The following is a 25250-nucleotide window of genomic DNA, read 5'->3' as shown; positions in this document are numbered from 1 at the left end:
TTGCTGGTCCTGATTCTTCTGCGATGAGATTTGGGAAAGTCATACACCGTCAGGGCTTCGTCTATGTTATCCTGAAGCCGGTCACAGAACGCCGGTGCTTTGTCTGCATAGGTTTTACAGCCTGTCTCTGTCTTTGTCCGGGCCTCTTCTTTGCTGGAGGAATCTGCAACTCCAGCGGTCCAACACTGCTGTTGAATCGTTTGGGTTTAAATCCGTTGGCGTGACCCCGCCGTGCTTCTGTTCGCTCATAAGGGTGGGCACGGAGAACCTCACTTCGTTCCAAAAGCATCGCCTGATTATAAAGCATCTCCAGGCTTTCCCGAAACTTTTCCGGCCCGTATTCAATTAAGAGTTTTATTACATCTTCAATCATCGTACTTTTTTCCAGGCTCATTGTTTTTCCTTTCATTTGTTTGTTACCTGAATTTGAAAAACTTTGAGCCTTTTTCAGAAAGAAAATTACACTACCGAAATTAGAATTTAGCGTCGCTTCGCTCCGGTATATCAATATCAATCATCCAATCATCCAATCAAATCAATCAATCCTCTGTGAAATATCCCGGTAACCGGATCCCATTTCACAGGGCAGACAATCGAATCAATCATCCAATCAATTTCTCACTACTGTCGACTATTGACTGTTGACTGACGACTGTCCACTGCCAACTGTCGACTAACAGCTGTCGACTGTCGACTGTCCACTGCTGACTAATGACTGCCGACTGAGAACAGTGAGCGCAGCGAGCCTCAACTCAGCACTCATAACTCAACACTCGGCACTCCCACATATATAATCGCCGCAATAATCATGACACCCGTAAACCCTGCTTCTACCGCCAGGATTGATGCCAGTACACTGCTGATCACGGACAGACACCCGTTGATTCCCCAGGCCCATGAGATATCTGCCGGATTGGTCTGATTCAGTCGTTTGAGTCCAAGTGGAAAAGGCATTCCCATGAGAAAAGCCACAGGTCCCACAAAAAGAAGACTGATAAAAATTTTCAGGACAAAGGGGTAATGGATCACGGCTTTTAAAAGGGGAGTCAGACCGAACGCCAAGAGGAGGAGAAGGACGGAAATTCCTGTACAGACATACGTGATTGTTTGCCGGTTGCTTTCCAGTTGGCCGGACAGATAACTGCCGGCTCCGGAAAAGATGAGCATTCCGCTGATGACGGCAGATGCGGCATAAAGAGGATTTCCGAAAAAGAGAATAAACCGCTGAATCAATACAATTTCCACGAACATAAAGGCCAGTCCCAATCCGGAAAAATAAAGGAGCGTCTGCTTTGAATGGAATATACCCGGCTGATGAAAAATCAGAGGGACCACGATCAGGATGATGGCGATGAGTGTTACTACGATAAACGTGAGAATGAGAATCAGATATCCCAGCTCCAGAAAAGGGAGTGTATCTCTGGACAGATAATCCATGATTTTATGAATTCGCCGTGGCTTTAAGAATTGAGAAAAGTAGGGACGGTTTTCCCGGGCTGGTTGTATGCGGAATGGATATTCTTCTGAGAAAGCGGTTTCGTTATTGCTTAAAATCGCTTCCACGGCGTGAAAAAAGGATGAATCCTGCAACTGATGATGGGTGAGAGAAGACGAAGATGTATGATCAGCGGGTAAAAGAACCACATCAAAATTCAGGGAATCGGAAAAGGTTTTTATTGTTTTAATTTCCCCGGGATTGAGTGGAGATTTTTTCATAAGAAATGTAATCATATTCCAGTTTCGGATCGCGGCAAGATGAGAAGATGGGTTTCCATGAGTGAGATCTTTAAGTGTGGTGAGGATTCTCAGAGGGTAGCGGGAGGGATAATCCATCCAGGTGGAGACACTGATCATGCCGTCGGGTTCCAGTCGTTGCCACATAGACTCAAAAGCTTCCAGCGTAAGGGAATAGTTTTCTTCAAGGGCATCGAGTCCGGAAGATCCGCCGAAAGTCCCCAAAACAGGGAGCTGAATCAGATCGAACGTTTCCCTTGTGGATAAAAGGTAAGTATATGCATCGGATATTTGCACGTTGACAAGGGGGGAAGTATAGGGAGTATTGTCTCTGTAAAATTCGTTTATGGCCAGAAGGATCCCTTCATTGCTTTCACAGGCGGTAATCCGTTTCGGATGATGGGAGAGGGCATGAGAAATCAAATCGCCTGTCCCGGCATTGAGGATGAGGATTTTTTTGGGATTCCTGAGTGTGTAAGGGAGATTCAGAGTGGACCATTCATAAAGATGAAGCTTATTCTCTGACGGTAACTCCGCCAGGGGACCCCTTTGATTGCCGTCGGAAAAAAGAACAGGCCGGGAGGGAATGGGATCCCGGTATTGCAGACTCATCCCCGGAGCATAGCGCAGAGAAGGGGACTTTACGATTTGTAAAAAACCGTAGGGAGTGGGTTTTTCATAGATGCATTGGGCTTCCGGGAGCTGAAGTGCCAAGCGAATACCTTTAAACTGGGACGGAGAGGGTTTGGGAAAGGAGAAAAAAATCAGGAGGATTGTCAGTAAGGTGAATCCTCCGGTGCCATAGAGAAGCCGTGAAGCCTGTTTTTGGGGATATAAGAATCCGGCTGCAAGGGGAATGACAGCCAAAAGGACGGGTATGTGATGGGGATCGAAACGGGATAAGAGAAAGAGTACGAATAAGCCTCCGATACCCGAGCCGGCCAGGTTAGAGGCATAAAGCGTACTGACGGATTTTACCCGGATGGTAAAAAGCATGCCAATGGACAGTCCGCCGAAAAAAAAGGGAAGAAACAATAGAAGGGCTGTGATGACAAAGCGGAGTATATGTTCTCCGCCGGTTAAGAGAAGGTATGAATCAAAACGGATTGTTTCTGTTTGTGAAAGGGGAAAGGCAAGTGCCATTGAAAATGCACAGAGTATCATCAAGAGGGGAATGATGACAGCCTGCCGGTCTGTCAGCCATCTTCTGAATAGCGTCAGGACGGTTCCTCCGGCTCCAAATCCCAGGAGTGCCAGGGAAATCGTCATGGAGGCAAAATGATCCCACTGGATCAGGGAAAAAGCGTTCATCAGGGCTATTTGGCAGGCGATAATCGCTCCTGAAAGGAGTCCGAGAGCGGTATTCCTGCGGTAAGATGTAACATTCATCGGGTTTCCCGGGTCAGGGGGACAAAACGGACGGGAAAGAGGGAAGTTGTCCGGACAGATTCTCCTTTCTTTTCAACCAGCATCAGGTTCTGAATCATAAAAGGAGAACCGACCGGAATGATCATTTTTCCATCCGGTTTCAATTGCTTGATCAGAGGCGGGGGGATATGTTCCGCAGCAGCAGTGACCACAATAGCATCAAAAGGGGCTTTCGATTCCCAACCGTAATACCCGTCTGAATGGCGGACCACAACATTACCATACCCGTTTACCTCCAAAGTCGACCGGGCCTTGTTTGCCAATTCCTTGACGATTTCTATGGTAAAGACCGAATCCACAATTTCCGCCAAGACCGCTGCCTGATAGCCGGACCCTGTTCCGATTTCCAGAATGCGGTACTTCGGCCCGGGATCAATAATCTGTGTCATATAAGCCACGATGTAAGGCTGGGAGATTGTCTGTCCATATCCAATGGGAAGCGGTCTGTCATCGTATGCATGACGTCTCTGCTTATCCGGTACGAACCTGTGCCTCGGGACACTCTTCATAGCATTTAAAACTGTTTTGTTTTTAATATCCCTGCCTTCAAGCTGATACCGGATCATCCGTTCCCGGGCCTTGTTGTAATCCTCTCCGAATAAAAAAAACTGACACATCAAAAGGCAAAAAAGAATCCGAATTTTCATGGCGATTCCTTTGGTTTGCATTAGAATTCAGGGATTTTTTATGAGAATGTCAAGAGAAGCTTAAGATAAAGCCCTGTAAAATCTCAGGAGTGAATTTTTATTCATCTTTTATCAGAGATCATGTAGATTCAGGGTGCAAAACACGGAGACAATGAGGGATATGCGGTCCGGGGGCGCACAACCAATAACCCGCAACCAGGTGAGCACTTCATGAAAATAACTATCATAACGACGGGTGGGACGATTGAGAAAACCTATAATGAACAAGATGGGTCTTTGAAGAATTACAGTTCGATCCTGACTAAAATCCTGGACTCTCTCCGCCTGCCCGACCTGGAAATCCAGCAAAGAAACATTATCTTCAAAGATTCCCTGGATATGACTGACGAGGATCGGGATCTGGTACTGCGACTAACGCGGATGGAGATGAAAAATGCTGATGCCGTGATCATTCTCCATGGGACCGATACTCTGGAAAAGACGGGAGAACTTTTTTACAACGAGATTAAAGAACCTCTTTGTCCGATTATTTTCACCGGGGCTATGCGTCCTTATGAATTTAGGGACAGTGATGCCGTACAAAATGTGACTGAAAGTCTGATTGCTGCCAGGCTCGTGGCGCCCGGTATCTATGTGGTGATGCATAACCGGATTCTACAATTTCCCGGGGTATATAAAGACAGGGCCCGACGGACTTTCAATACGAATTAGGTCAATTTACGTAACTGTTGTTTATAAATCTGACGAATGTGTCTTAAATCTTCATAGTATAACTGCGTGGAAAAATCCGGGAAGGTCCATTCAAACGGCCTGAAATCATGCCGTGTGAATTCCAGGGTGGGATCAGCGTAAATTCCGTTTTTTAACGGGATTTTTTGCCTGCCGTACTTAGCGGAAGCCAAAACAACTTTATCGGTATCCAGATAGCCGGGATCCAGATTGATGGTGCGTTGGGCGTCCAGACGATACATTTCTTCAACACGTCGTGCAAGAAGTTTAGTTTCTGCCAGCGAATCCGGAATGATCAACGTTTCAAAACTCAGTATGATCCGTGACAAAGGTGCACCCATCTCCTTTTCATAATAGTGGGTATGATCGAAAGGATAAACCGGACTCAGGTAATCCACCGGTGAAAAAATCCGGGAAAGATGGGGAATGAAAACAGCCGGATCTCCCTTTTCGTTGTACAATATCGCCATGATGAGTTTGACTGGTTTGAAAGAATGAATATCCATAATGAAAAGTACACTGAAATTTTATAAAAATAAAGGAATCAGCCGTTGATAAGCATAAAATAATTTGTTAACATATTGCACGGGAGGATATCAATCATCCATGACACTGTCCGGTAAAATGAATATCAGCAGGGAGGGACGAATACTCTCCCTTTCTGATGATATACGGGATTATTTCTCCGGGAAACTGCCTGTTTTTTTTCAAACTCTTGTGGACTGGAAAAAGAGTCCGTTCCGGAACTGGGATGAATGTCTGATGGACCTGTTCAGGGAGGGATCAGTTTATCTTTTTTTAAAGAAAGGGAAAACGAATCGGGTGTTATTTTTAGTATCCCTCAAAGCTAAAAGCGAAAAAAATGGCTCTCTCGGGTTGTTGCTGGAATATATACCTCATGAACGACAGTTGGAGATAGAACTCCGGCAACAGAAACGGTATAACCATGAGATTATTTCCACTGCAAATATCATGTTTATCAGGACAGATGCCAGGTACCGGATTAAGGATATGAATCCCTGGGCTGAAAAGGTATTGGATCTGCGAAAGCAGGAACGGTTGGATCAGAATATCCTGGATGTCCTTCAACTCAAAGCGTCCGATCGTCGTGAATTGCGAAATACGCTGAAGGAGAAAGGCCGTTACCAGGAACTGGAAATGCTGTACCGGACACCTAAAGGAGAGGAAAGATGGCTTTTGTGGAATGTGAAACTTCTGGTGGATTTCCAGTATGGCCAGTCTGTCCTTCTCTTTTTTGGTCATGACATCACGGAACGATGCCGCCTGGAAAAGCAGATGGCCCAAAGTGAAAAATTGTCCGCCCTGGGACAGTTGGCAGCGGGGATTGCCCATGATGTTTCAAAACCGATGGTATCCATCAGTTCTCTGGTGCAGATGCTGGAAGCCCAGGTCCGGGATGAATATGTTGAAAATGCTCTGAAAATGATTTCCCGTCAGGTGGAATACCTTTCGAAAACAGTGCGGCAACTTGTGGATCTCAGCCGTCCCCTCCAGGGGGAACGGGAAATTATTAACGTAAACGCCTTAATCCATGATGCCGTCCGGATTGTCCGCTTTGATTCAACCTTTAAGGATGTCCGGATTGTTGAGGAACTTACCCGGGATCCGGCTCCTGTTTCCTCTGCCTATGATCAGCTGTTGCAAGTATTTATTAATATTTTTTTAAATGCCGGCTTTGCCATACGTCAGTGTGAAACACCGGTACTTCGGATAAAGACGGCGGTCCGGGGTGATCAGATTACCATTGAAATTTCCGATAATGGTGAAGGTATTCCCCGGAAATATCTGGAACGTGTTTTTGAACCGTTTTTTACTACACGGTCAGGGAATCAGGGGACCGGACTTGGTTTATGGGTCTGTCACCACATCGTGACAGCTCTGGATGGAAAGATACATCTTGAAAGTGAAGAGGGTCGCGGGACAACGGTGAAGATTAATCTCCCGGTTCTCAAAGGAGATATACGTGGCATACAGAATTCTGCTGGTCGATGATGATCCCATTTTCAGGGAAGCCCTGATGACCATACTCCGGAAACGGGGATTTCTATGCGATCAGGCCGGTGACGGTAAAGAAGCCCTGTCCAAAATGGAAACGCGCATGCCGGATGTCGTGATCTCAGACATTGATATGCCCCGGATGGGCGGACTCGAGCTTATGAAAGAAGTCCGCCACAAAGCACCGGAAGTCTTTTTTATTATTGTTACGGCCTATGCCTCCATGGAAACGGCTATTGAAGCCCTTCGCCTGGGTGCCTTCGACTATATTATAAAGCCATTCAAGTTTGAAAGCCTGATTCTGAAGCTGAATAAGCTGATTGATCACAAAGAACTGATGCTGGAAAATGCACGACTCCGCCATGAGATTCATCAGCAATACGATTTTAATCATATTGTGGGTCAATCTCCTGCCATGATGCGATTGTTCACTTTGATTCGTCGCATATCGGACAGTGACAGCAATTTGTTTATTGTGGGCAAGCGGGGGACAGGCAAAGAGCTGATTGCCCGGACCATCCACTATCACAGTCCCCGAAAAAATGCACCCTTTCTTTCACTTAACTGCAATGCCTTTCCCGACAACAGGATTGACCATGAATTATTTGGGTACGAGGAGAAAGGGGGATATGTTTATCCCGGGTTGTTCCGGCAGGCGGATATGGGAACTCTGTATCTCGATGAAATAACCGACCTGCCTTTGAGCACCCAGCTCAAATTGCTCAGGGTTGTTGAACAAAAGGAAATTCTTCCGGGAGGTGTTTCCATTCCGGTCCGTGTGAATGTTCGCATTATGGCTGCAACAAACCAGGATCCCCTGAAAGAAATCGAATCGGGACGTTTCCGGGAAGATCTCTATTTCCGCCTTAATGTTATTCATGTTCCCGTCCCGTCCCTTGCTGAGCGGAAGGAAGATATCCCCCTGCTTATTGAATATTTTATCCGGAAACTGAATCAGTCCATGGGTAAGAATATCCGGGGGATGACGAAGGAGGCCCGGGAAATCCTTAAAAATTATGCCTGGCGGGGAGAAGTCCGTGAACTGGAAAATATTGTGGAACGAGCGATGATTTTTTCACGGAGTAATTTCCTGGATGTCCGTGATTTGCCGGAGTATTTGACTCAAAAACCCAAACTGGAGGATCAGAATATCCCATTGGGACTTTCTTTGCATGAAGCAACAAAAAAATTTCAGTATATTTATATCAGAAACATGTTGGACAGGTTCAAAGGACATAAGGGTAAAACGGCCCGGGAATTGAAAATCAGCGAACCAACCTTGTACCGAAAACTGCAGGAAGGTGTGGATGGAAAGGAAGAATAATCGTAATGTTTTTATTGCTTCTTGGAATTAATCTTTCTATACTTTCGGGCTTTTTGAACATCGGGTGTGTAGCTCAGTTGGTAGAGCAGCGGCCTTTTAAGCCGTTGGCCGAAGGTTCGAATCCTTCCACACTCACACCAGCCTCGTGTGAGGCTTTTTTTATTGCTGTAATAATCAGAACGGAGTATATCTCATGAAAAACATGATAACGATTAAGCCAATCAGGGAAGTGGACAGAATTTGGCTTCCCGTATGGATTAGTCAGCGCTGGCGAACTGAAGCTCTGGTTTTTAGAGGGGAAAAGAATTTACCCGCAGAACTCCCCGGTTTTATTGCGTTTATGCATAAAATGCCCGTAGGCGTGATCACCTATCGTGTGAAAGACAATGCCTGCCAGATTATTTCACTGGATACCGTGGTCCATGGCAAGGGTATTGGTATTGCTCTCCTTGATAAGGTCCTGGAAGTGATGCGAAGTCAGAATATTCACCAGATAAAAATGCTGACAACAAACGATAATGTGAAGCGCATGGAATTTCTGGAGCAAAACGGCTTTAAGAAAATAAAAGTTTTTGAGGATGAGGTGGTCAAATACTCCCGGAAAGTAAAACCGGAAATTCAACCTTTCGGATACGAAAACCTTCCTATCCGGGATGAAATTGAATATCAACGTGATATTTAACATTCAGTGAGACAAAAGCTCTAATTCCTGGTCCATAAAAAATGGCTTTCGACTTTCTATTTTTTACTTTCGACTCAGCCCCTTTGAAAGACACTTACCGAATGTCGGGAGAATTTGAAAGGCATGACGGTTGCCGGATATTGTGGCCGGAATGGACGGATAACCGGCATCGGCTTTCATCACATATCCGTGTGGTTGAAATGTCTTACAACGATGCTTGGATTCGTGATTGCGGGCCAGGTTGTGCTGCCCGGTTCGGACTCTATTTCCCACGGGGTCTGGATGACCTGGTGGCCGGAAAAGTGTGTGATAGAGAGGATATAGATGTTTATGAGGCACCAATGGCGCTTGAGGGTGGATCGATTCATATCGATGCCCAGGGAACACTACTCACGACAGAGAAAGTATTCTCTGAATTACACAATAAATTCCCGGGAAAACCGATATTTTAAAATGAATCAGGATGTACACATGAATATACGAATTGTATGGATTTTACTTATTGGAATGCTTGTTTTCAATGGATGTGCAACAATAAATCCTTTTGTAAAGGAAAAAAAAAGACAAGAGGAAATCATTGTAAAAATCGACTCACTCTTTAATGATCCCATGTTTGATCATGCTTTCTGGGGTGTGCAAATCAAATCGGCCCATACGGGTAAGATCTGGTACGAAAAAAATGAAAACCGCATGTTTATGCCGGCCTCTAATAATAAAATTCCAACCTCGGCTGTTGCGTTAAGTCATTTCGGACCGGATTATCGTTTCACAAGCACGGTCTCCATGAACGGAGAAATCAGGGATTCCATTCTCTACGGCGATCTGATTGTTTTTAGTAACGGTGATCCGACTCTTTATGAACGTTTTTTCTTTGATTCCAGGGATGTTTTTAAAGAGTGGGCACGGCGTCTGAAGTCCATGGGAATCCGTGAGATTAGCGGTAGAATAATTGGAGATGATGATGCCTTTGACGACCAGCGAATTGGAAACGGTTGGAGTTTTGACTACCTGGATGTGTGGTACGCCGCAGAGATCAATGCACTTCAGTTTAATGAAAATTATGTGGATATCACCATAACACCACCCCTTGTGCCCAATGGTGAACTTTTGGTGGAACCCAATGTAGAGTCCTCTTACTTTACGATTGAAACCGACGTTGCCATCGGAGATACGGGAGAAACAAAAATCAGAGTGGATCGGGATTATGGGTCCAATAACATCCGGATAAGCGGGTATGCCCGCGCCGGCGATGAATCGGTTGTGTATTCACCGTCCGTCTTTAATCCGACACTTTTTTATGGCACCGCTCTGAAAGAAACACTTCTTCACGAGGGAATCTCTGTTCATGGAGCTGTTGTCGATTGTGATGATTTGGAGGATAAATCCTGGAAAGGCAGTGCGTTTGTACTCATTGTGCATCAATCACCGCCCTTTCGGGATATCCTGAAAGGACTCATGAAACGGAGTCAGAATCTCTATGCAGAGACCATGACACGGCTTCTGGGATATGATGTGTACGGTCTTGGCTCTTTTTTAAACGGGCGGAAAGTGGTTGAAACACAGTTGGAAGCGTGGGGGATTGATCCCGACAGTTATGTCTATGCTGACGGCTCCGGACTCAGTCGGTACAATTACTGGAGTCCGTCCCAGCTTGTGACGATCTTGGAAAGCATGTACCACTCCCCCTATTGGCCTGTGTGGTACGAAATTCAGTCTGTTGCAGGACTGGATGGGACATTAAGAAATCGGATGAAAGGTACTCCGGCTGAAGGGAATGTTCATGCAAAAACCGGAACTATTGCCAATACACGCGGACTGTCTGGTTATGTGACAACTCGGGACGGTGAATTACTGATTTTTTCATTCTTGATAAACGGACATCTTCTGCGTTCAAACGAAACGGATGTCATTACCGATAAAGTGCTGGAATTACTGTCGGAGATCGGGAATAGGGACTTGTGACTGATGAGTTAATAGTCGAAAGTCGTCAGTCGAAAGTTCCTGAAGATGGTTCTCCGTGTGCTCTCTCGCTATTTGAAACCGGTCCTTCAAAATGCCTTTTTCATTCAAATCAATTACCCAATCTAAGCTTTTTTCTCTGCACTTCTGTAATTCCCGCGGGAGGCCGGCAGAATACTTGTAGCTCAACATTGAGCACTTAAAACTCAAAAGGAACCATTATCCCAATAAAGCGTATATTGCGCAAAATAAGGAGGAAATCAATGAACAATCTGCGGCCTTATCATAATACTGCATATACGGGAAGCTCGGTCCGATCGGATGTTGTGGCCGAAGCCCAAAAGGAATTTGTCACAAAGGTCTTTGGATGGATGACAGCAGCACTGGTGGTGACCGGCGTGGTTGCCAAGGGTGTCTTTACATCTGAAGTTCTTCAGCAATTCATTTTTGGAACACCTTTTGTCTTTATCGGGCTCATTATTGCAGAGCTTGGACTAGTGGTTTATTTATCTGCAGCCATTAACCGAATGTCTGCTGCAACGGCAACCTGGGCATTTTTAGCTTATTCTGCGTTAAACGGACTTACGCTTTCGGTGATTTTTATGGCTTTTACCAGCGAATCTCTGGCATCCACATTTATTATCACTGCTGCCATGTTTGGAGCCATGGCTGCCTGGGGATATTTTACTAAAAAAGATCTGACAGGCATGGGGAGTCTGGCCTTTATGGGGCTTATCGGGATTTTGATTGCCTCGGTGGTAAATCTTTTTCTCAGAAGTGAAGGACTCTATTGGATTGTCAGTTATGTGGGAGTCTTGGTTTTTACGGGATTAACGGCTTATGACACCCAGCGGATTAAAGAGATGGCTGTTATGGGGGGATCCGACTCCGAATCCTATCAGAAAGTGGCAGTTTTAGGCGCCCTGAAACTTTATCTGGACTTTATCAATCTTTTTATCATGATGTTACGGATAATGGGACGGCGGCGCTGATTTATCCGCCGTTTCGTTATATTTTGCCTGACTTTTGACCGGTATGTCGTCCATTGTGCAAGATGATTTTTCTATTGACGATGACTGTGTGTATCTCCGGTGAATATTACTTGGAATTGACAAAAGTGGCGGTATCCGCCACGCTTTCAGTATCGAAAAGAACAATATCTTCAAAATAACCTGTTTTCAGCAGTCTGCGGTTTTTTAATCCCATCTGACAGGCCGACAGGAAGGTCATTTTCCGGACGGCTTTTTCAAGAGGAAAGAGCTTTCTCTCCCTAATCCCGGGGATGTGGATTTCTCAGACATGACAAATCCGACAATATTTATACCGTTTTTAATGATCAGATCCATAGATTCTCTTATCGTATCAGGATGGCTTTCTGACGTACTGATTTACCGTTATTTTTGGCGGATATGATATAAACCCCTGAAGGAACTTCTTTTCCGTCATCTTGTGTCCCGTTCCAGCGGAATGTGCGGGAGCCTGCCGGTAAAAATCCTTCAAACAGGGTTTTGATCAGATTTCCCCGGATATTATATATTTTTAACGTTGTTTTACCGGTTGTGGACGTTTGGAGCAAAATTGACGTTTCCGGATTGAACGGATTTGGATAAGGGGAATTCAATGTAAAGATTTCGGTTGTGTAAAGAGGTGAGGATATGTGAACCGGTATTCGGGTGATATCTGTCAGATGATGGGGGATCACTTCCACCTGATAGAGTGTATCCGTTTCATTGAAATAGTGCAGACAGATATTGTATTTTCCGGCTGCCAAGGGATAAAAGAAGAGGGAATCCGATGCTTCCAACGGAATAATCACACCCGGAAGGTTCAGGATTTCCACTGATTCAGGTATTTGTTCCAATGCCCTGAAATCACCGGTAATGCCTTCATTCACACGCTTGATGAAATTTAAAAGAGACCGTTTATGGTATTTCCAGAGTTCTCCAAGATGGGCTGCCGGATATTGTTTGGTATCACTGATTTCGATAGTTATTTCTTTGCACTTGTGATAGTCATTCATGTAATCCTGACGGCCCCCGTAAATCGGATACCAGTCCCAGCCGTTTGTGACACCTTCGTGAAATTCATCGAAATAATCTTCCGGAGCGTAAGACCGGACAGTATCTGCGTATTCCCGGCTGATTTTTATAAACCAGTTTGTCTCAGGATGCCGGTCGGGTGTGGAATCCCAGGGATAGTTTACGCATTCATTGCCGGCATGGAAATTGGCGGACAGGTGAATTTGATTGTTTTCGGCAAAAACCATCATGGCCAGGGTTTCCGGTTGTCGCGGCAGGGTATTGGGATTCGGCACATGAAGAGGATCTGGAAAATTTCGGTTTAAATCTTCTTCGTTGGCATTGTATCGGATACATCCATTTAGTGTGCTGTCACTGCTGTAATAAGCCCCGTCCGGATTGGCCAGGGGATTGATCCAAATCCGGGTTTCTTCCACGAGCTGCCATATATCCAATGAATCGGAATAAGCACTGAGCAGAGTGTCTATCAGCCGAAGCATCAGAATCGATGTGGCTGTTTCATCGCCGTGTATCTGGGCAGAATAGAAAAAACCGGGCTTCTCGTACTTTTCTTTCAGGTTTCCCGTAACCTCCGCAGCTAAAATCAATTTTCCACGGACCGAATGGCCCAGCGTATCTATATGGCAGATTTCCGGATACTCCTTTTCAAAGGAAGTCATCAATGCCAGATATGCCGGGTAGGTAGGATACTTTGACCAATGAACATCCCTGAGGTCAGCGTCTGTCATTTCCAGTCTTTTTGAATTCCTTTCAGGCGCCAAAATACGATAGGGGATGTTCATATCCAAAAAAGCTTTCCACTCCCGGTCATTGGCATAAGCTGTGATACTATCTGTGTCTACACGGTCAATACTGATTACATGAGATATTTGAGCCGGAAAATTACCCTCTCTGCTGAAACGAAAAGCTCGAATTTCAGCCAGCAACAAGCTGCCTGGGAATAAAAGCAGAAGCACAACACATAATTTAGTTTTCATGGTTATGAAGCGTGTCTTTCGGGATGCTTGGTACAGATAAGCTGTCTGCGCGCGTTGTATCCTGTAAAACCGGCATGGGAGATATCAGGCTGTCCCGGAAAAACTGTAGCTGTGTTTGAAGTCTTGCCTGATCTTCCAGACAGGCAATCACATCCCTCTGCAGAGAATCCAGATATTGCTGGTAATTTTTCAGCGCAACATCCACAGAATCTTTGAAAAGTACCCGGTCTTCCTGCAACGTTACGGCAAAGTCCGTCAGGCCTTCCATCAGACTGTTATAAGCTGTAATCAGGGAATCCTGGCGCCGGGCCAGTGTTTCCTGCTCTGTCATGACTTTTTCATGCCGTTTTTCAATTTCACGGAGATATTTTTCGGATGAAAATTTGATAATATCCATAATGGAAGATTCTACAATACTCAAATCCTGTCGGAGAAAATTCTGATGCTGGACTACGGTACGGATCTGTTGACTCAGTGAATCAAAACCTGTTTTCAGAGTTCCAAGTTGCTTTTGCAAAAAGAGAGCGGATTGTTTGTCGTCAGGGACATCCCGCAAATCTGTAAGAAAGAGTTCAAAATCCCGCTGTTCCACAAATTCGGCAAAAAGGGAATCCAGTGTAATATTCTGCCCGATGATCATGTCCTGCAGATAGCGTAACTGGGTGTCATTTTCCTGGTTTAATATCCGGATTTCCGCCCTCAGCTGGTCAATTTCGATATCTTTTTTATGAAGGAAATGCTGTGTGCTATCAAGAGCTGCCCGAAGAGAATCCACCGTCTGCTGCAATGTATTGATTTCTTTGTTTTGATTTGAAATCTGTGTGTAGAGGGTCAGTGTTTTCCGGTTCAGGTCCTCTTCTGTTATGAGTTGTCGTGATGCAGGCATAAAATCCCAGGTGGCACAGCCCTGGAGAAAAAAAACGAGTGTTGTTACCGTGAGCAGTTTGTTTGCGGTAAATTTCATGGCTTAATTTACGGCAAAGAGTAGGGAATAAAAAATGAACACTCAGGAAAAGATATTCAGCAAGGCTTACATATCATGAAATACGGGTGATATGGCGAAGGGGGAGTGTGATCAGGAATTCAGTTCCTTTTTTCTTCTCGCTGTTCACGCTGATGTTTCCCTGGTGGAGCAACACGATATGTTTTACAATGGAAAGACCCAAACCGGTGCCTCCGACCCGTCGAGACCGGGATTTATCCACTACATAAAAGCGTTCAAAGATTCTGTTCAGATCATCTGCGGGGATACCAATGCCCGTGTCGGAAATGGAAAAGTAAACCGATGTTTCATCCGCATGGGCTGATATGGTTACGGAACCTTTTTCCGTGTATTTTACAGCATTATCAATCAGGTTTACAAACAGTTGCTCCAGTTTGAACTCATCGGCTTCAAGGAATGGCAAGTGATTGGGAAGGTTCAGAATAAGTTCAAGGCCTTTGGCATCCATCCTTTGTTTGAATATGGAACTGACATTTTCAATGAGTTGAATGGGATTGAGGGTGTCGATTTTCAGTGTAAAATCCCGTTTTTCCATTTCGGACAGAATTAAAAGATCCTCCACAATATGGATGAGCCGGTCCGTGTTTCGTTTAATGATGTTCAAATACCGGGTTGTTTCGGGACTTTCATCCTCCAGGAGGGTTTCAATAAACCCTTTGATAGAAGTGAGGGGTGTTCGTAATTCATGAGAGACATTCGCAATAAAATCCCGCTTCATTTGCCGCAGATTTTTCAGCTCCGTTACATTGTGAAGAAGAACCACAATCTCTTTTCGGGTTTTAAGGCAATTCAGACTGCAAAGGTAAATTTGTCCATTCAGTTCTACTTCCCGGGTGTAATACCGGTTATCCTGGTTGACATGGTTAAGCAACGCTGTGAATTTTTCCGGTAAAACCTCTCCGATCGGGACATGTTTCAAATTATCGCGTCCGGCCAGCCGGGCAAAGCTGCTGTTATACAGGGAAATTTCACATTCAGGATTAAGCACAACTATAGCTTCCTGGATAGCTGATATGACAGTCCGGAGTTCTTCTTTCTGACGGTTTGTTTTGGCAAACAAACGGCTAATCTGTGCAGCCATTTCATCAAAATTATTTGCAAGAAAAGTGATCTCATTCTGAGGATTTTTCTGACAGGTGATATCCAGCGTTTCTTCAGCAATGCGGCGGGATGTGGTGACCAGTTCCTTGATGGGTTTGGAGAGATCCCGGGCGAAATAAAAGGCCAGGACCATGGCGATGGCAATGAAAATGAGGGTGATCATCAGATACCGGTTACGGAGTGTGGCAAGCAGTGTGTTGATATCTTCCAAAAAAAGACTCAGACGTAAAACGGCTGTAATATCGCCGTTATCAAAGAGCGGTATGGCAATATACAGCATCTCCGTTTGGATGGTTTTACTGAAACGGACACTTTTCCCGATTTGACCGTTGATGGATTCCATGATTTCCGGCCGGTTGCCGTGATTTTCCATGGCTGCAGGATCGGCTTCGGAATCAGCTAAAACAACACCGTCTTTTCGGATAACCGTGATTCGGGCGTTGATATGTTTCCCTTTCTCTTTGACAAATTTATTCAGACGGGAGAAATCCTCTTTTCGGATATAATCTAACACCTGGTCTTCCAGGGAAATCGCCAAATTTTCTAGAGAGACTGATAGGGTGTTGATATGATTTGTGCGAATAATGGAAAATGAAAAGAGGAAAATTACAATGGACAGAATAAGAATAATAATAACATAACGGCTGAAAACACGGTAAAAAATAGAATTCACTTATTCCTCAATTTTGTATCCGATACCCCGGAGATTACGGATATATTTACCTGCTGTTCCAAGTTTTTCACGGATGTGTTTAATATGAACATCGATGGTGCGGTCCAGAACCGCTTTTTCGTTTCCCCACAGTCTGTCCAGTATCTGATCGCGGCTGAAAACCATCCCTTTCCGCTCGCAGAGTATGGTGAGAATCCGAAATTCAGTGGGGGTGAGAGGGACGGGTTTATCTTTATAGGTTACCTGATATTTTTCAGTATCAATAAACACTTCATGATTAATGTTCAAAAGGGGAGTGTCTTGCGGGGAGATTCCCCGCCGTAAAACAGCCTTGACCCGGGCCACCAGCTCTTTGGGAGAAAAGGGTTTGGTCACATAATCATCCGCTCCCAATTCAAGTCCCAGTACAGTATCCGTTTCATCTCCCCGGGCTGTAAGCATGACCACCGGCATGTTGTTATGCCGGGGATCTCTGCGGATGTCGCGGCAAATGTCCAGACCATCCATATCCGGAAGCATCAGGTCTAAAATGGTCAGATCGGGAGTGTTGTTTTTTAAGTATTCGTAATAACTTTTGCCGTCGCTGAATGTTTCCACTTTAAAACCGGAGCGCTTTAAATGTAATGAAACCAGCTCCAGAATATCCGGTTCGTCATCGATAATGGCAATTTTTTCGTTCATGGCCGTTTCCCTTGTATCGTACAGCCTAAAATATTCCAAGCGGATATAAAATAAAAGCAGTAAATGGTTAAGAGATGATTAAGAAAAAGGGACTGACGATATGACAGTCCCTTTTTGATAGCAGTTTTCACAATAGACTATTTTAAAAACAACATTTTTCCTGCAGAGACCTGTTTCGGTGTTTCCACCCGGTAGATGTATTCACCGCTGGAAACTTCTTTGCCGGACTGATCACGGCCATTCCATTTCAGTTCATGGTATCCTGCAGAAAGTGTTTGACTTGAAAAGCGGCGGACCAGGGTGCCGTTGATGCTGTAAACGGACAGGGTAACCGGTTGCTCCTCAGGGATTGAGAAGGCAATGGTTGTTTCGGGATTGAAGGGATTGGGGTAATTTCCGTGGAGGGTGATGCTTTGAGGAATCTCAGAGAGGTTTTTTTCTACGGAGGATGCGGTTTTTGTGACGATACGCAATTCATCCAGGTATAAAACACCGGACGGATTGGCATCTTCATGCCATGTGAACTGGAAACTGTCCATACGAAGGGTGCCGTCCACCGAACCGTCACCGATCCATTCTCCGGTACCGTCATTGCTTATATCCCAACTGACAAGACGCCATCCGTACCAATCCACTTTAATCCACGGACTGACTTCATGTCCGGCATTGCCGGTAATATCATCGTCCACGGCAAAACGGAAGGAGATGTTGTTTCCCATGCCGTAAATATAGACCTGAAGCCGGTAACTGTTATCAAAGGTGAAAGATTGGGGATCCTGATACTCGCGGAGAAGGTGAGCATCAGCTGTTTCATCGAATTCATAACTCAATTTCATGGCGTGGGTGCTGTTCAGAATAGGGAGAACCTGTTCTGTTGTTTGTTCCACCACACCAGTTACCAGTCCAACGGTGGATCCACTGTATTTTGGTTCGTGCCATTTTGAGAAATTGGTCTCAAAATTATCTACTGTTTCTTTGGATGCATAGGCATAGCCGGTAGTAAAACGATATGCCCGTGTTCTGTCGAACATGTAATTCCCGAAAAGATCCTTCAATCCGCCCTGATACACATAGGTCCTGTAAATGGATTGGGGATTCAGCTCATTTGCAGGAGCCAGGGATATAACACTTCTGTTACCAATAATGTTGTGGATTACATCCACTTCGACAAAGTTGTTCTCAGTATAATTCTGGAGTTTCAGGTGATTGGTGTCGATGTTTTCATCTGCCAGGATTTCATCAAATACCAGATTGATCACTACGTCGGTTTCAATATTTTCGGCACTGATCAGAGGATACATATCATCCGAGGAGATGGAGGGGGGTGTAATATCCTCTGTACTGGTTGTAAAGGTCAGGGTGTAATCATCCCCGCCGATCCCATCTCCATTTCCATCCAGATTCAGTCCCCGGTTCCCCTGAGTATTTCCGCCAATAGTCAGCGTGTATTGCGTTTTAAAGGCCAGGGAATCGTCGGCAGCCCTTAGGGTCAGTACTCTCAATTCTGCATTCCATGAAAAGATCAGATTTTCAGCCGGGTTCAGGGAAAGGTTTTCCCTGACGGACGCCGTATCCATTTCATGACTGAAGTAAATGATTATGGGATCCCAGGCGGGATGGGACGCTTCATTTTGTGCCGGTGTTGAAGCAAGGACGACCGGCGGTTGGCTGGAGATGAGATTCACGTCTCTGTGGTTGAAAAAGGCATCCCCGATGACCACTTCCTGTGTGTCCGGATAAAAGTCTTCCGCTTCAACAACCAGAGTATAATTTCCCGGTGTCAGACTGTCAAAAAGGTAAAAACCGTTATTCTTATTGTCTCCGGTATAACTTTTGACAAGGGTTCCTTCCTGGTATAATAAAGCCGTAATATTATTCACCGGTTTTTTATTGTCACTGGTTCCGTTGATATAATAATAGGGGACTGTTTCCAGCGGATTCCGGACAATGCCTGACAAATTCCGGAAGGGGAAATCCGGCTGATCGTAGAGTTTCACAAAGGAGCGGGCAATGGCCCAGGATTCTTCACGGCGGTAATCCAGATTTTGAAGCCGCCAGGACTCCGGCACGTAGTCATGGAAGGATCCTTCCGATAAAGTGCCGGGCATATTGAGTCCACGCAAAACACCCAAACCGGACCGGTTTCCCTGTGAATCGGTCCAGCTGTAGAAACTCCAGTCCCCCCGAACATATTTGTTGGTGGTTCGGTGGGCTTTATAAATTTCAGTCCCCATAATCGGTGCCATTTCACCTGCCAGGGGATAGAGAGCCCCGGTAACGGTCATACCGTAATTTTCGGCTGTTGTCCCGGGATCCCAGCCCCTGTAAAGCATCAAGGTATAGTTCAATTCACCGTTAAATCCATTACTGTGAATCGATTCAAAAATATCCGCCTGAAAGTCATTGGCGAGGGCAGAAATTGTGGATAGAGGGAGGTCATCCGATGTATAATTGGTTGTCCGGGAAATCCCTACAGTAGCCCCCATGTTTTCAAGGAGTGTTTTGAGATAAAGTCCTTTCGTCAGGTTTCCTTCCGATTCCCAGAATCCCGTTGCGGCAATATACCGGTCATCGGAATCGTGTCCGCCATGACCCGGATTGATGTAAATACGAATACCGCTCAGGTCCTGACTTAAAAGGAGGGAGGCTGACATCAAATATATAATAATAGTCATAAAGATTGTATTTTTTTTCATCAGTCTCTCCTATTCCGTCACGTGGAGTTTCATTATGTAGATCCGGCCGGTCAGATCATGATACGTCAAAGCTTTATTGTCGGGTGACCAGCGGGGATACATTTCAATAGCGTCGTTTGTATTTGTCAGTTGCACAGACTCTTTGCCGTCTGCCGAGGCAAGCCAGATCTCCGATTCAGTGATAAAATGACCGTCGTCATAGTCCTTCATAAAAGCAATCCAGCGGCCGTCCGGAGACCATACCGGGGCATTGGCATAACCCAGTTCCGCCTGGATATTGCCTTCCAAATCGCAGATAAAAGCCCCTTCGCCGGCCTTATTGTACAGGATCTTATCACCACTTGGAGAGAGAGATGCCCAGACATAGTTTCCTTCTCCGGAAGGTGTCAGGCGTTTTTCTTTGCCGTTTTCATACAATGTCAGGTGATTTTCAAAGGTGTGTACCAAACGGGTTCCGGGATTTTCCGCTTTGCGGTCCCTGTCTACTACAAGGATCTTTGTCCCGGTCCGTGTTACCACTCCCTCTTCCGTAGCCAGCAGGGGATGGGTTAAAAGCCGTTCATTCTCAATCAGAATATCTTTTCCCTTGCTCAGTCGATTATAAACCATAAGAGATCTGTAACGTTTGTGGTTTTCATACGTATCCCGTAAGTAATAAATCCGGGTGTTGTCCGGAGAGTAAAGAGGCTCATAACCTGACCCCATTTCACTTGAAATCTGATCCAGGGTATGTGTCTTGAGATTGTATTCCCATAAACCGGCAAAGCGCTCACGAGTTAATAACAATCGTTCGCCGTCCGGACTGAACGTTGGGTAATAGAAGGATCCGTCACCATCCGGAGTGATGATATCGACAGATGCTGCCTCGGGTAGTGCCCCGTAAAGGCCGGCTGAAAGCATGATGAGAAGAATTAATGTTTTTTTCATTACCACTCCATAAGCATTTTTTACTATTTGTTATCTTTATAATATAGTATATCCTGAAAAATTTTACCATATTGGATTTTATTTTATGATATTCATTATGGTTCATCTTAAATTAAAATCTATGTTTTTGAAAAGAATTACATATCTCTTAGGCATTGCAGTTATTGGTTTTACCTCCTGTGCCCAATTGACGAATGAGAACAAAGATGTTCCGGAATGGACCCTGGCATCTGTAGATGATCCGGATAAGATTGAAATTGTGACATGGAACGTGCAGAATTTTCCAAAATCCGGTGAAACCATAGATCGCCTTCAGGCAATTCTTGATTCCCTCCATGCGGATATATATTGTTTTCAGGAAATAGAAAATACGGCCAGTTTTCAACGCATGTTTAGGAATATTCCTGATTATGAGACCGCCGTTTCCACAGAGACCTATATGATGCATTATGTGATAGCCTGGCAAAAAGAGGAATTTTCGGCGTTAAACATTCGGGAACTGTTTGTGAATGATTCGTATTTTTTTGCATCCCGACCGCCATTAAATGTGAAATTCCGCTGGAACAGGGGAGATTCTCTTTTCATTTTCAATGTGGCAGATATTCACATGAAAGCCAAGGGGGATGTCAGTTCACGGGATAGGAGGCATCAGGCATCACAGATTATTGCAGAGTATCTCCAGTCTCAAAATCCGGGGATCTCTTCCTGGATCATAGCCGGGGACTGGAATGATGATGTGACCACGAGCAGCGGTCAATACAGCTTTGAGGCGATTCTTGATCATCCGGATGATTTTTTGTTTGTTACGGCTGAGCTGGCAAAGGACCCTGATTACGCATCCTATCCCGGATGGCCCAGTTTTATTGACAATATATTGATTACCCGTGCCCTCTTTGAAGCCTATGAAAATTCAACTGTGACTACCCTGAGCCTTGATAAAATATTCTCCGATTATTTTGAAGTATTGTCCGATCATCGGCCGGTAATGTTTAGATTTTAAGAGTTTTTAGTGATGAGTGATGTACCTTGATACAGTTGACTCCGACAGCCTGCAACCCACACATCAACTCGTCAATCAGCACTCAATAAGGTGACTCCCTGAGCATCCGTAATGGTTCTTGTAATCAGTTCTTTGGGTTTATAGTGGTGAGCGGGGAATACGACAATTTTATTGGTGGATGTCCGTCCCATCATTTCGTTGGAGCGTTTTTTACTTTCTTTTTCTACAAGGATTTCCACTTTTTTCCCAATCAGGGTCCGGTTTTTCTCCAGAGTATGCCGGTGCTGGAGACGAATCATCTGGTTCAAACGCCTGGATTTTTCATCGTCTGGAACGTTATCCGGCATTTTAGCTGCTTTAGTTCCGGGACGTGGTGAGTATTTAAACATAAAAGCGGCATCATAGCGGACTTGTTTCATCATATCCAGCGTGTCTTCATAATCTTTTTCCGTTTCTCCCGGAAAACCCACGATCATGTCTGTGGTGATGGCCATATCTGGGACAGCTTTTCGGATTTTTTCTACCAATTGGAGATAGTGTTCCCGGGTGTATGTCCTGTTCATGGCATTCAAGACAGCATTCGAGCCGCTTTGCAAAGGCAGGTGAATATGGTTGCATATACGAGGGTAAAAATCTTTATGGACCGCAATCAGATCATCACTCACATCCCCGGGATGGGGTGATGTATACCGGATTCTCAGAAGTCCCTGTATTCCGGCGAGTTGTGCCAGCAGATCCGGGAATCCGCCGGTGGAAGAATTGTAAGAATTTACGTTCTGTCCAAGAAGGGTTATTTCAACAAAACCCTTGTTGACAGCCTGTTTTGCTTCTTCCAGAATACTTTCCGGTTTCCGGCTTCTTTCGCGTCCCCGGGTATATGGAACAATGCAGTAAGTACAAAATTTATCACAACCCCGGGAAATTGAAATCCATGCATTGATACCTTCATGACGTGCCGGAAAAAGACCGTCATACAGCTCCAGGGAAGAAAGTTGCGTATCTATAACTTTCTTCGGAATATTCCCGGATTTCAGTATGGCCGGGAGGTGGCGGTACGAATCAGGTCCCAGGATAAAATTGACATAGGGTTTTTTCCGGAGAATATCCTTTTTCAGGTTTTGAGCCATACATCCTACGACTCCCATTTTCATCTCTGGATTGGATCTTTTCTGTATCACCCGAAGTTGTCCGAGACGGGTATGAATTTTTTGTTCGGCCAAATCCCGCACACTGCAGGTATTTAAAAGAACCAGATCCGCTTTTTCCGGCGAATCAACTTCTTCCAATCCCTCTGATTGCAGGATGGCAGCAATAATTTCGCTGTCATATACATTCATCTGACAGCCGTATGTCTCAATGTAATAAGTATTCAAAATCAGCTTTTCAATATGTTATTCATGATATGATTGATCCGACGGACCATGGCTGATTTGTCAGTTTCCAGTCCGGCCATCATAAAGGCATTATCGGTGATCTGGTCAGCCAGCATTTTTAACAGCTCATCCTGTCCGCCCTCTTTTTTCAAATTAACCATTTTCCGGATTAAATCGTGTTTCGGATTGATTTCCAGCACTTTTTTCCCGGATGAGTATAGGGACTGTCCGGCCTGCTCCAGAATTTTCTGCATGTGGACTGTCATCATATCATCGGGATTAACAAGAAGTGCCGGACTGTCTACCAGACGTTCAGAAACTTTTACTTCTGAAATCCGGTCCTTGAGATGTTTGGCAAGCCATTTTATAAAGCCCTTCATCTCTTTGTCATCCGCCTTATCCTTTTCTTTTCCTTCATCCTTTGAATCAGCTTTATCCGCTTTTTGGGGAAGTTTGATGTTGGCATTGTCGGCTGAGACAAGGTTTTTTTCTTTGTATTCCCGGATGGATGTCATGACAAAATCATCAATGGGATTGGTCAGGTAAAAAATTTCAATGTCCGCAGCGCGGAAGGATTCCATATAGGGACTGTTTTCCAGTTCATCTCTGGACGTCCCCGTCAGATAATAAATCTCCTTTTGATCCTCCGGAGCCCGGGAGACATATTCTTCCAGGGAAGTCCATTCGCCTGCTTTGGTTTTACTGGATTCAAACAGGAGAAGTTCTGCCAGGTCTTCCCGGTTCTCGTAATCTGTGTTAGCACCTTCCTTGATAAAATTGGAGAACTGTTTCCAGAAATCTCGGTATTTCTCAGGATTTTCTTTTTTCTGGTTTTTCAGAGTAGATAAAATTTTCTTTGTCAGATGCTTGCCGATTTTCTTAACCAGATGATTATCCTGCAGCGTTTCCCTGGAAATATTCAGAGGCAGATCTTCCGAATCCACCACACCCTTGACAAAACGGAGGTATTCAGGAAGGAGATCTTTTACTTTGGATTGAATCAGAACTTTATTACAGTAAAGATGGACACCCGGATCCAGGCGGTTTAGTCCGAATATTTCGTAGTTTTCTTTGGGGATATACAACAAAGCATTTAACTGAATAGGTGCATCGGAAGAGGTATGAAGGCGGAAGAGAGGCTCGGATTCCGTATTGGAGATAAATTTATAAAATTCAGTGTATTCTTCTTCTTTGATTTCCCGGGGCCTGCGGGTCCAGATCGCCTGGATGGTGTTGATTTTTTTCCCGGAGAGTAATATGGGAAAAGTGACGAAGTTTGAGTATTCATGGATGATTTCTTTTAGTTTTTCTTCATCCAGGTACTCTTTTTTTTCTTCTTTCAGGTGGATAACAATTCGGGTGCCCCGCTTAATTCCCTCTTCCCGGGCAATGGTATATCCGCTGGCTCCGTCAGATTCCCAGACGTAACCTTTTGCCGCCGGTTTATAAGAACGGGTTATGACTTTCACATGATCGGATACCATGAAGACTGAATAAAATCCCAGACCGAATTGACCGATGATCTCGGCTGATTGCCCGGGATGTTTTTGAAGCTGTTTTAAAAATTCTGCCGTTCCGGAATGAGCGATGGTACCCAGGTTTTCAATCAATTCCTCCTTTGTCATTCCCACACCCGTATCCTCAATCACCAGATTGCCTGCCTCTTTTTCTATGGATATACGGATCTCCTGGGGGATTTCCTTATCCACAACCGATTCTTCCGTGAGTATAATGTGACGGAATTTTTCAAGGGCATCCGAAGCGTTTGAAATGAGTTCACGGATAAAGACATCTGTGTTGGAATAGATGGAATGAATGACAATGTCCAGAATCCTTTTGATCTCTGTTTGATATTCGTACGTCTTCAGCTGTTCTGTCATAAGCCTGCCTCCATTTTTTTCCAAATCTAATTTTAACAAATTATATGCATGACTGACATAAAAATGTGAAAATCCATAAACTCATGCCGAAGCTAAGCTCCAATCCCAAAAGCCGCCACATCGGGAAATCCTTGAACCCTTGAGCCCATGAACTCATGAATTCATGAACTTCCAACTAAGTGAGCCTTAACGTCTTAACGTCTCAACCTCTCAACCTCTCAACCTCTCAACCTCTCAACCTCTCAACGTCTCAACGTCTCAACGTCTTAACGTCTCAACCTCTCAACCTCTCAACGTCTCAACCTCTCAACGTCTCAACCTCTCAACCTCTCAACCTCTCAACGTCTCAACGTCTTAACGTCTCAACGTCATGCTTTCCAC

General features: G+C 44.8%; 20 protein-coding genes and 1 tRNA gene. 9 read left to right on the top strand and 12 right to left on the bottom strand.

Going from position 1 to position 25250, the window contains the following annotated elements:
• Positions 1–61: 61 nt before the first annotated feature.
• The 3 genes from J7K63_01035 to J7K63_01025 form a co-directional block, all read right to left on the bottom strand.
• Positions 62–394 carry a transposase gene (locus J7K63_01035; GenBank protein MCD6233611.1) on the bottom strand — a complete coding sequence of 111 codons (333 nt, stop codon included), beginning with the start codon at positions 392–394 and terminating at the stop codon, positions 62–64.
• Between the two features lie 365 nt (positions 395–759).
• The gene (locus tag J7K63_01030) at positions 760–3123 is read right to left on the bottom strand and encodes a hypothetical protein (protein ID MCD6233610.1); all 2364 of its coding nucleotides are present in this window, start codon (positions 3121–3123) and stop codon (positions 760–762) included.
• On the bottom strand, positions 3120–3809 hold the full coding sequence (locus tag J7K63_01025) for a protein-L-isoaspartate(D-aspartate) O-methyltransferase (protein MCD6233609.1): 690 nt from the start codon (positions 3807–3809) through the stop codon (positions 3120–3122). Before J7K63_01025 ends, J7K63_01030 begins: the two co-directional genes overlap by 4 nt.
• Positions 3810–4019: 210 nt before the next feature.
• On the opposite strand from J7K63_01025, the gene J7K63_01020 reads away from it, so the two are divergent.
• A complete protein-coding gene (locus J7K63_01020) occupies positions 4020–4520 on the top strand; it encodes an asparaginase (protein ID MCD6233608.1) in 501 nt (166 codons plus the stop codon).
• On the opposite strand, the gene J7K63_01015 is transcribed toward J7K63_01020, so the two are convergent.
• Positions 4517–5044, bottom strand: coding sequence for a DUF4416 family protein (locus J7K63_01015; protein ID MCD6233607.1), 528 nt, complete (start codon positions 5042–5044; stop codon positions 4517–4519). The genes J7K63_01020 and J7K63_01015 overlap by 4 nt on opposite strands.
• Before the next feature lie 100 nt (positions 5045–5144).
• Here J7K63_01015 and J7K63_01010 point away from each other — a divergent pair, with 100 nt between their 5' ends.
• From J7K63_01010 to J7K63_00980, 7 genes are all read left to right on the top strand, one after another.
• On the top strand, positions 5145–6551 hold the full coding sequence (locus J7K63_01010) for a PAS domain S-box protein (GenBank protein MCD6233606.1): 1407 nt from the start codon (positions 5145–5147) through the stop codon (positions 6549–6551).
• Positions 6523–7878 (top strand): sigma-54-dependent Fis family transcriptional regulator, encoded by a 1356-nt coding sequence (locus J7K63_01005; protein MCD6233605.1) that lies wholly within the window; start codon positions 6523–6525, stop codon positions 7876–7878. Before J7K63_01010 ends, J7K63_01005 begins: the two co-directional genes overlap by 29 nt.
• Positions 7879–7940: 62 nt before the next feature.
• A tRNA-Lys gene (locus J7K63_01000) sits at positions 7941–8013 on the top strand.
• Between the two features lie 58 nt (positions 8014–8071).
• Positions 8072–8560: a GNAT family N-acetyltransferase gene (locus J7K63_00995; GenBank protein ID MCD6233604.1), complete on the top strand. Its 489-nt coding sequence runs from the start codon at positions 8072–8074 to the stop codon at positions 8558–8560.
• Between the two features lie 41 nt (positions 8561–8601).
• Positions 8602–9012 carry an agmatine deiminase family protein gene (locus J7K63_00990; GenBank protein ID MCD6233603.1) on the top strand — a complete coding sequence of 137 codons (411 nt, stop codon included), beginning with the start codon at positions 8602–8604 and terminating at the stop codon, positions 9010–9012.
• Between the two features lie 19 nt (positions 9013–9031).
• Positions 9032–10522 (top strand): D-alanyl-D-alanine carboxypeptidase/D-alanyl-D-alanine-endopeptidase, encoded by a 1491-nt coding sequence (gene dacB, locus J7K63_00985; GenBank protein ID MCD6233602.1) that lies wholly within the window; start codon positions 9032–9034, stop codon positions 10520–10522.
• A 260-nt stretch (positions 10523–10782) separates the two neighbouring features.
• Complete coding sequence (locus J7K63_00980; GenBank protein MCD6233601.1) at positions 10783–11511, top strand: Bax inhibitor-1/YccA family protein; 729 nt, start codon at positions 10783–10785, stop codon at positions 11509–11511.
• A gap of 362 nt (positions 11512–11873) precedes the next feature.
• Here J7K63_00980 and J7K63_00975 read toward each other — a convergent pair whose 3' ends face one another.
• The 6 genes from J7K63_00975 to J7K63_00950 form a co-directional block, all read right to left on the bottom strand.
• Entirely contained in the window at positions 11874–13535 is a 1662-nt protein-coding gene (locus J7K63_00975) for a T9SS type A sorting domain-containing protein (GenBank protein ID MCD6233600.1), read from the bottom strand.
• The gene (locus tag J7K63_00970; protein MCD6233599.1) at positions 13525–14499 is read right to left on the bottom strand and encodes a hypothetical protein; all 975 of its coding nucleotides are present in this window, start codon (positions 14497–14499) and stop codon (positions 13525–13527) included. Before J7K63_00970 ends, J7K63_00975 begins: the two co-directional genes overlap by 11 nt.
• 73 nt (positions 14500–14572) lie before the next feature.
• A complete protein-coding gene (locus J7K63_00965) occupies positions 14573–16312 on the bottom strand; it encodes a HAMP domain-containing protein (GenBank protein MCD6233598.1) in 1740 nt (579 codons plus the stop codon).
• Complete coding sequence (locus J7K63_00960) at positions 16313–16993, bottom strand: response regulator transcription factor (protein MCD6233597.1); 681 nt, start codon at positions 16991–16993, stop codon at positions 16313–16315. It abuts the gene before it with no gap.
• 137 nt (positions 16994–17130) lie between these two features.
• Entirely contained in the window at positions 17131–19689 is a 2559-nt protein-coding gene (locus J7K63_00955) for an Ig-like domain-containing protein (GenBank protein ID MCD6233596.1), read from the bottom strand.
• A gap of 9 nt (positions 19690–19698) precedes the next feature.
• Entirely contained in the window at positions 19699–20616 is a 918-nt protein-coding gene (locus J7K63_00950; protein MCD6233595.1) for a PD40 domain-containing protein, read from the bottom strand.
• 97 nt (positions 20617–20713) lie between these two features.
• Between J7K63_00950 and J7K63_00945 the strand changes: the two genes are divergently transcribed.
• On the top strand, positions 20714–21616 hold the full coding sequence (locus J7K63_00945; GenBank protein ID MCD6233594.1) for an endonuclease/exonuclease/phosphatase family protein: 903 nt from the start codon (positions 20714–20716) through the stop codon (positions 21614–21616).
• A 71-nt stretch (positions 21617–21687) separates the two neighbouring features.
• Here J7K63_00945 and miaB read toward each other — a convergent pair whose 3' ends face one another.
• Both miaB and htpG read right to left on the bottom strand, forming a co-directional pair.
• A complete protein-coding gene (gene miaB, locus J7K63_00940; protein MCD6233593.1) occupies positions 21688–22953 on the bottom strand; it encodes a tRNA (N6-isopentenyl adenosine(37)-C2)-methylthiotransferase MiaB in 1266 nt (421 codons plus the stop codon).
• Between the two features lie 38 nt (positions 22954–22991).
• Positions 22992–24869, bottom strand: coding sequence for a molecular chaperone HtpG (htpG, locus tag J7K63_00935; GenBank protein MCD6233592.1), 1878 nt, complete (start codon positions 24867–24869; stop codon positions 22992–22994).
• Between the last annotated feature and the right edge of the window lie 381 nt (positions 24870–25250).

The sequence above is a fragment of the Candidatus Neomarinimicrobiota bacterium genome, from assembly GCA_021157965.1.
GTDB lineage: Bacteria > Fidelibacterota > Fidelibacteria > Fidelibacterales > Fidelibacteraceae > Fidelibacter.
The sequence above is the reverse complement of the archived record's forward strand: the minus strand, read 5'-3'. Positions and strand labels throughout refer to the sequence as shown.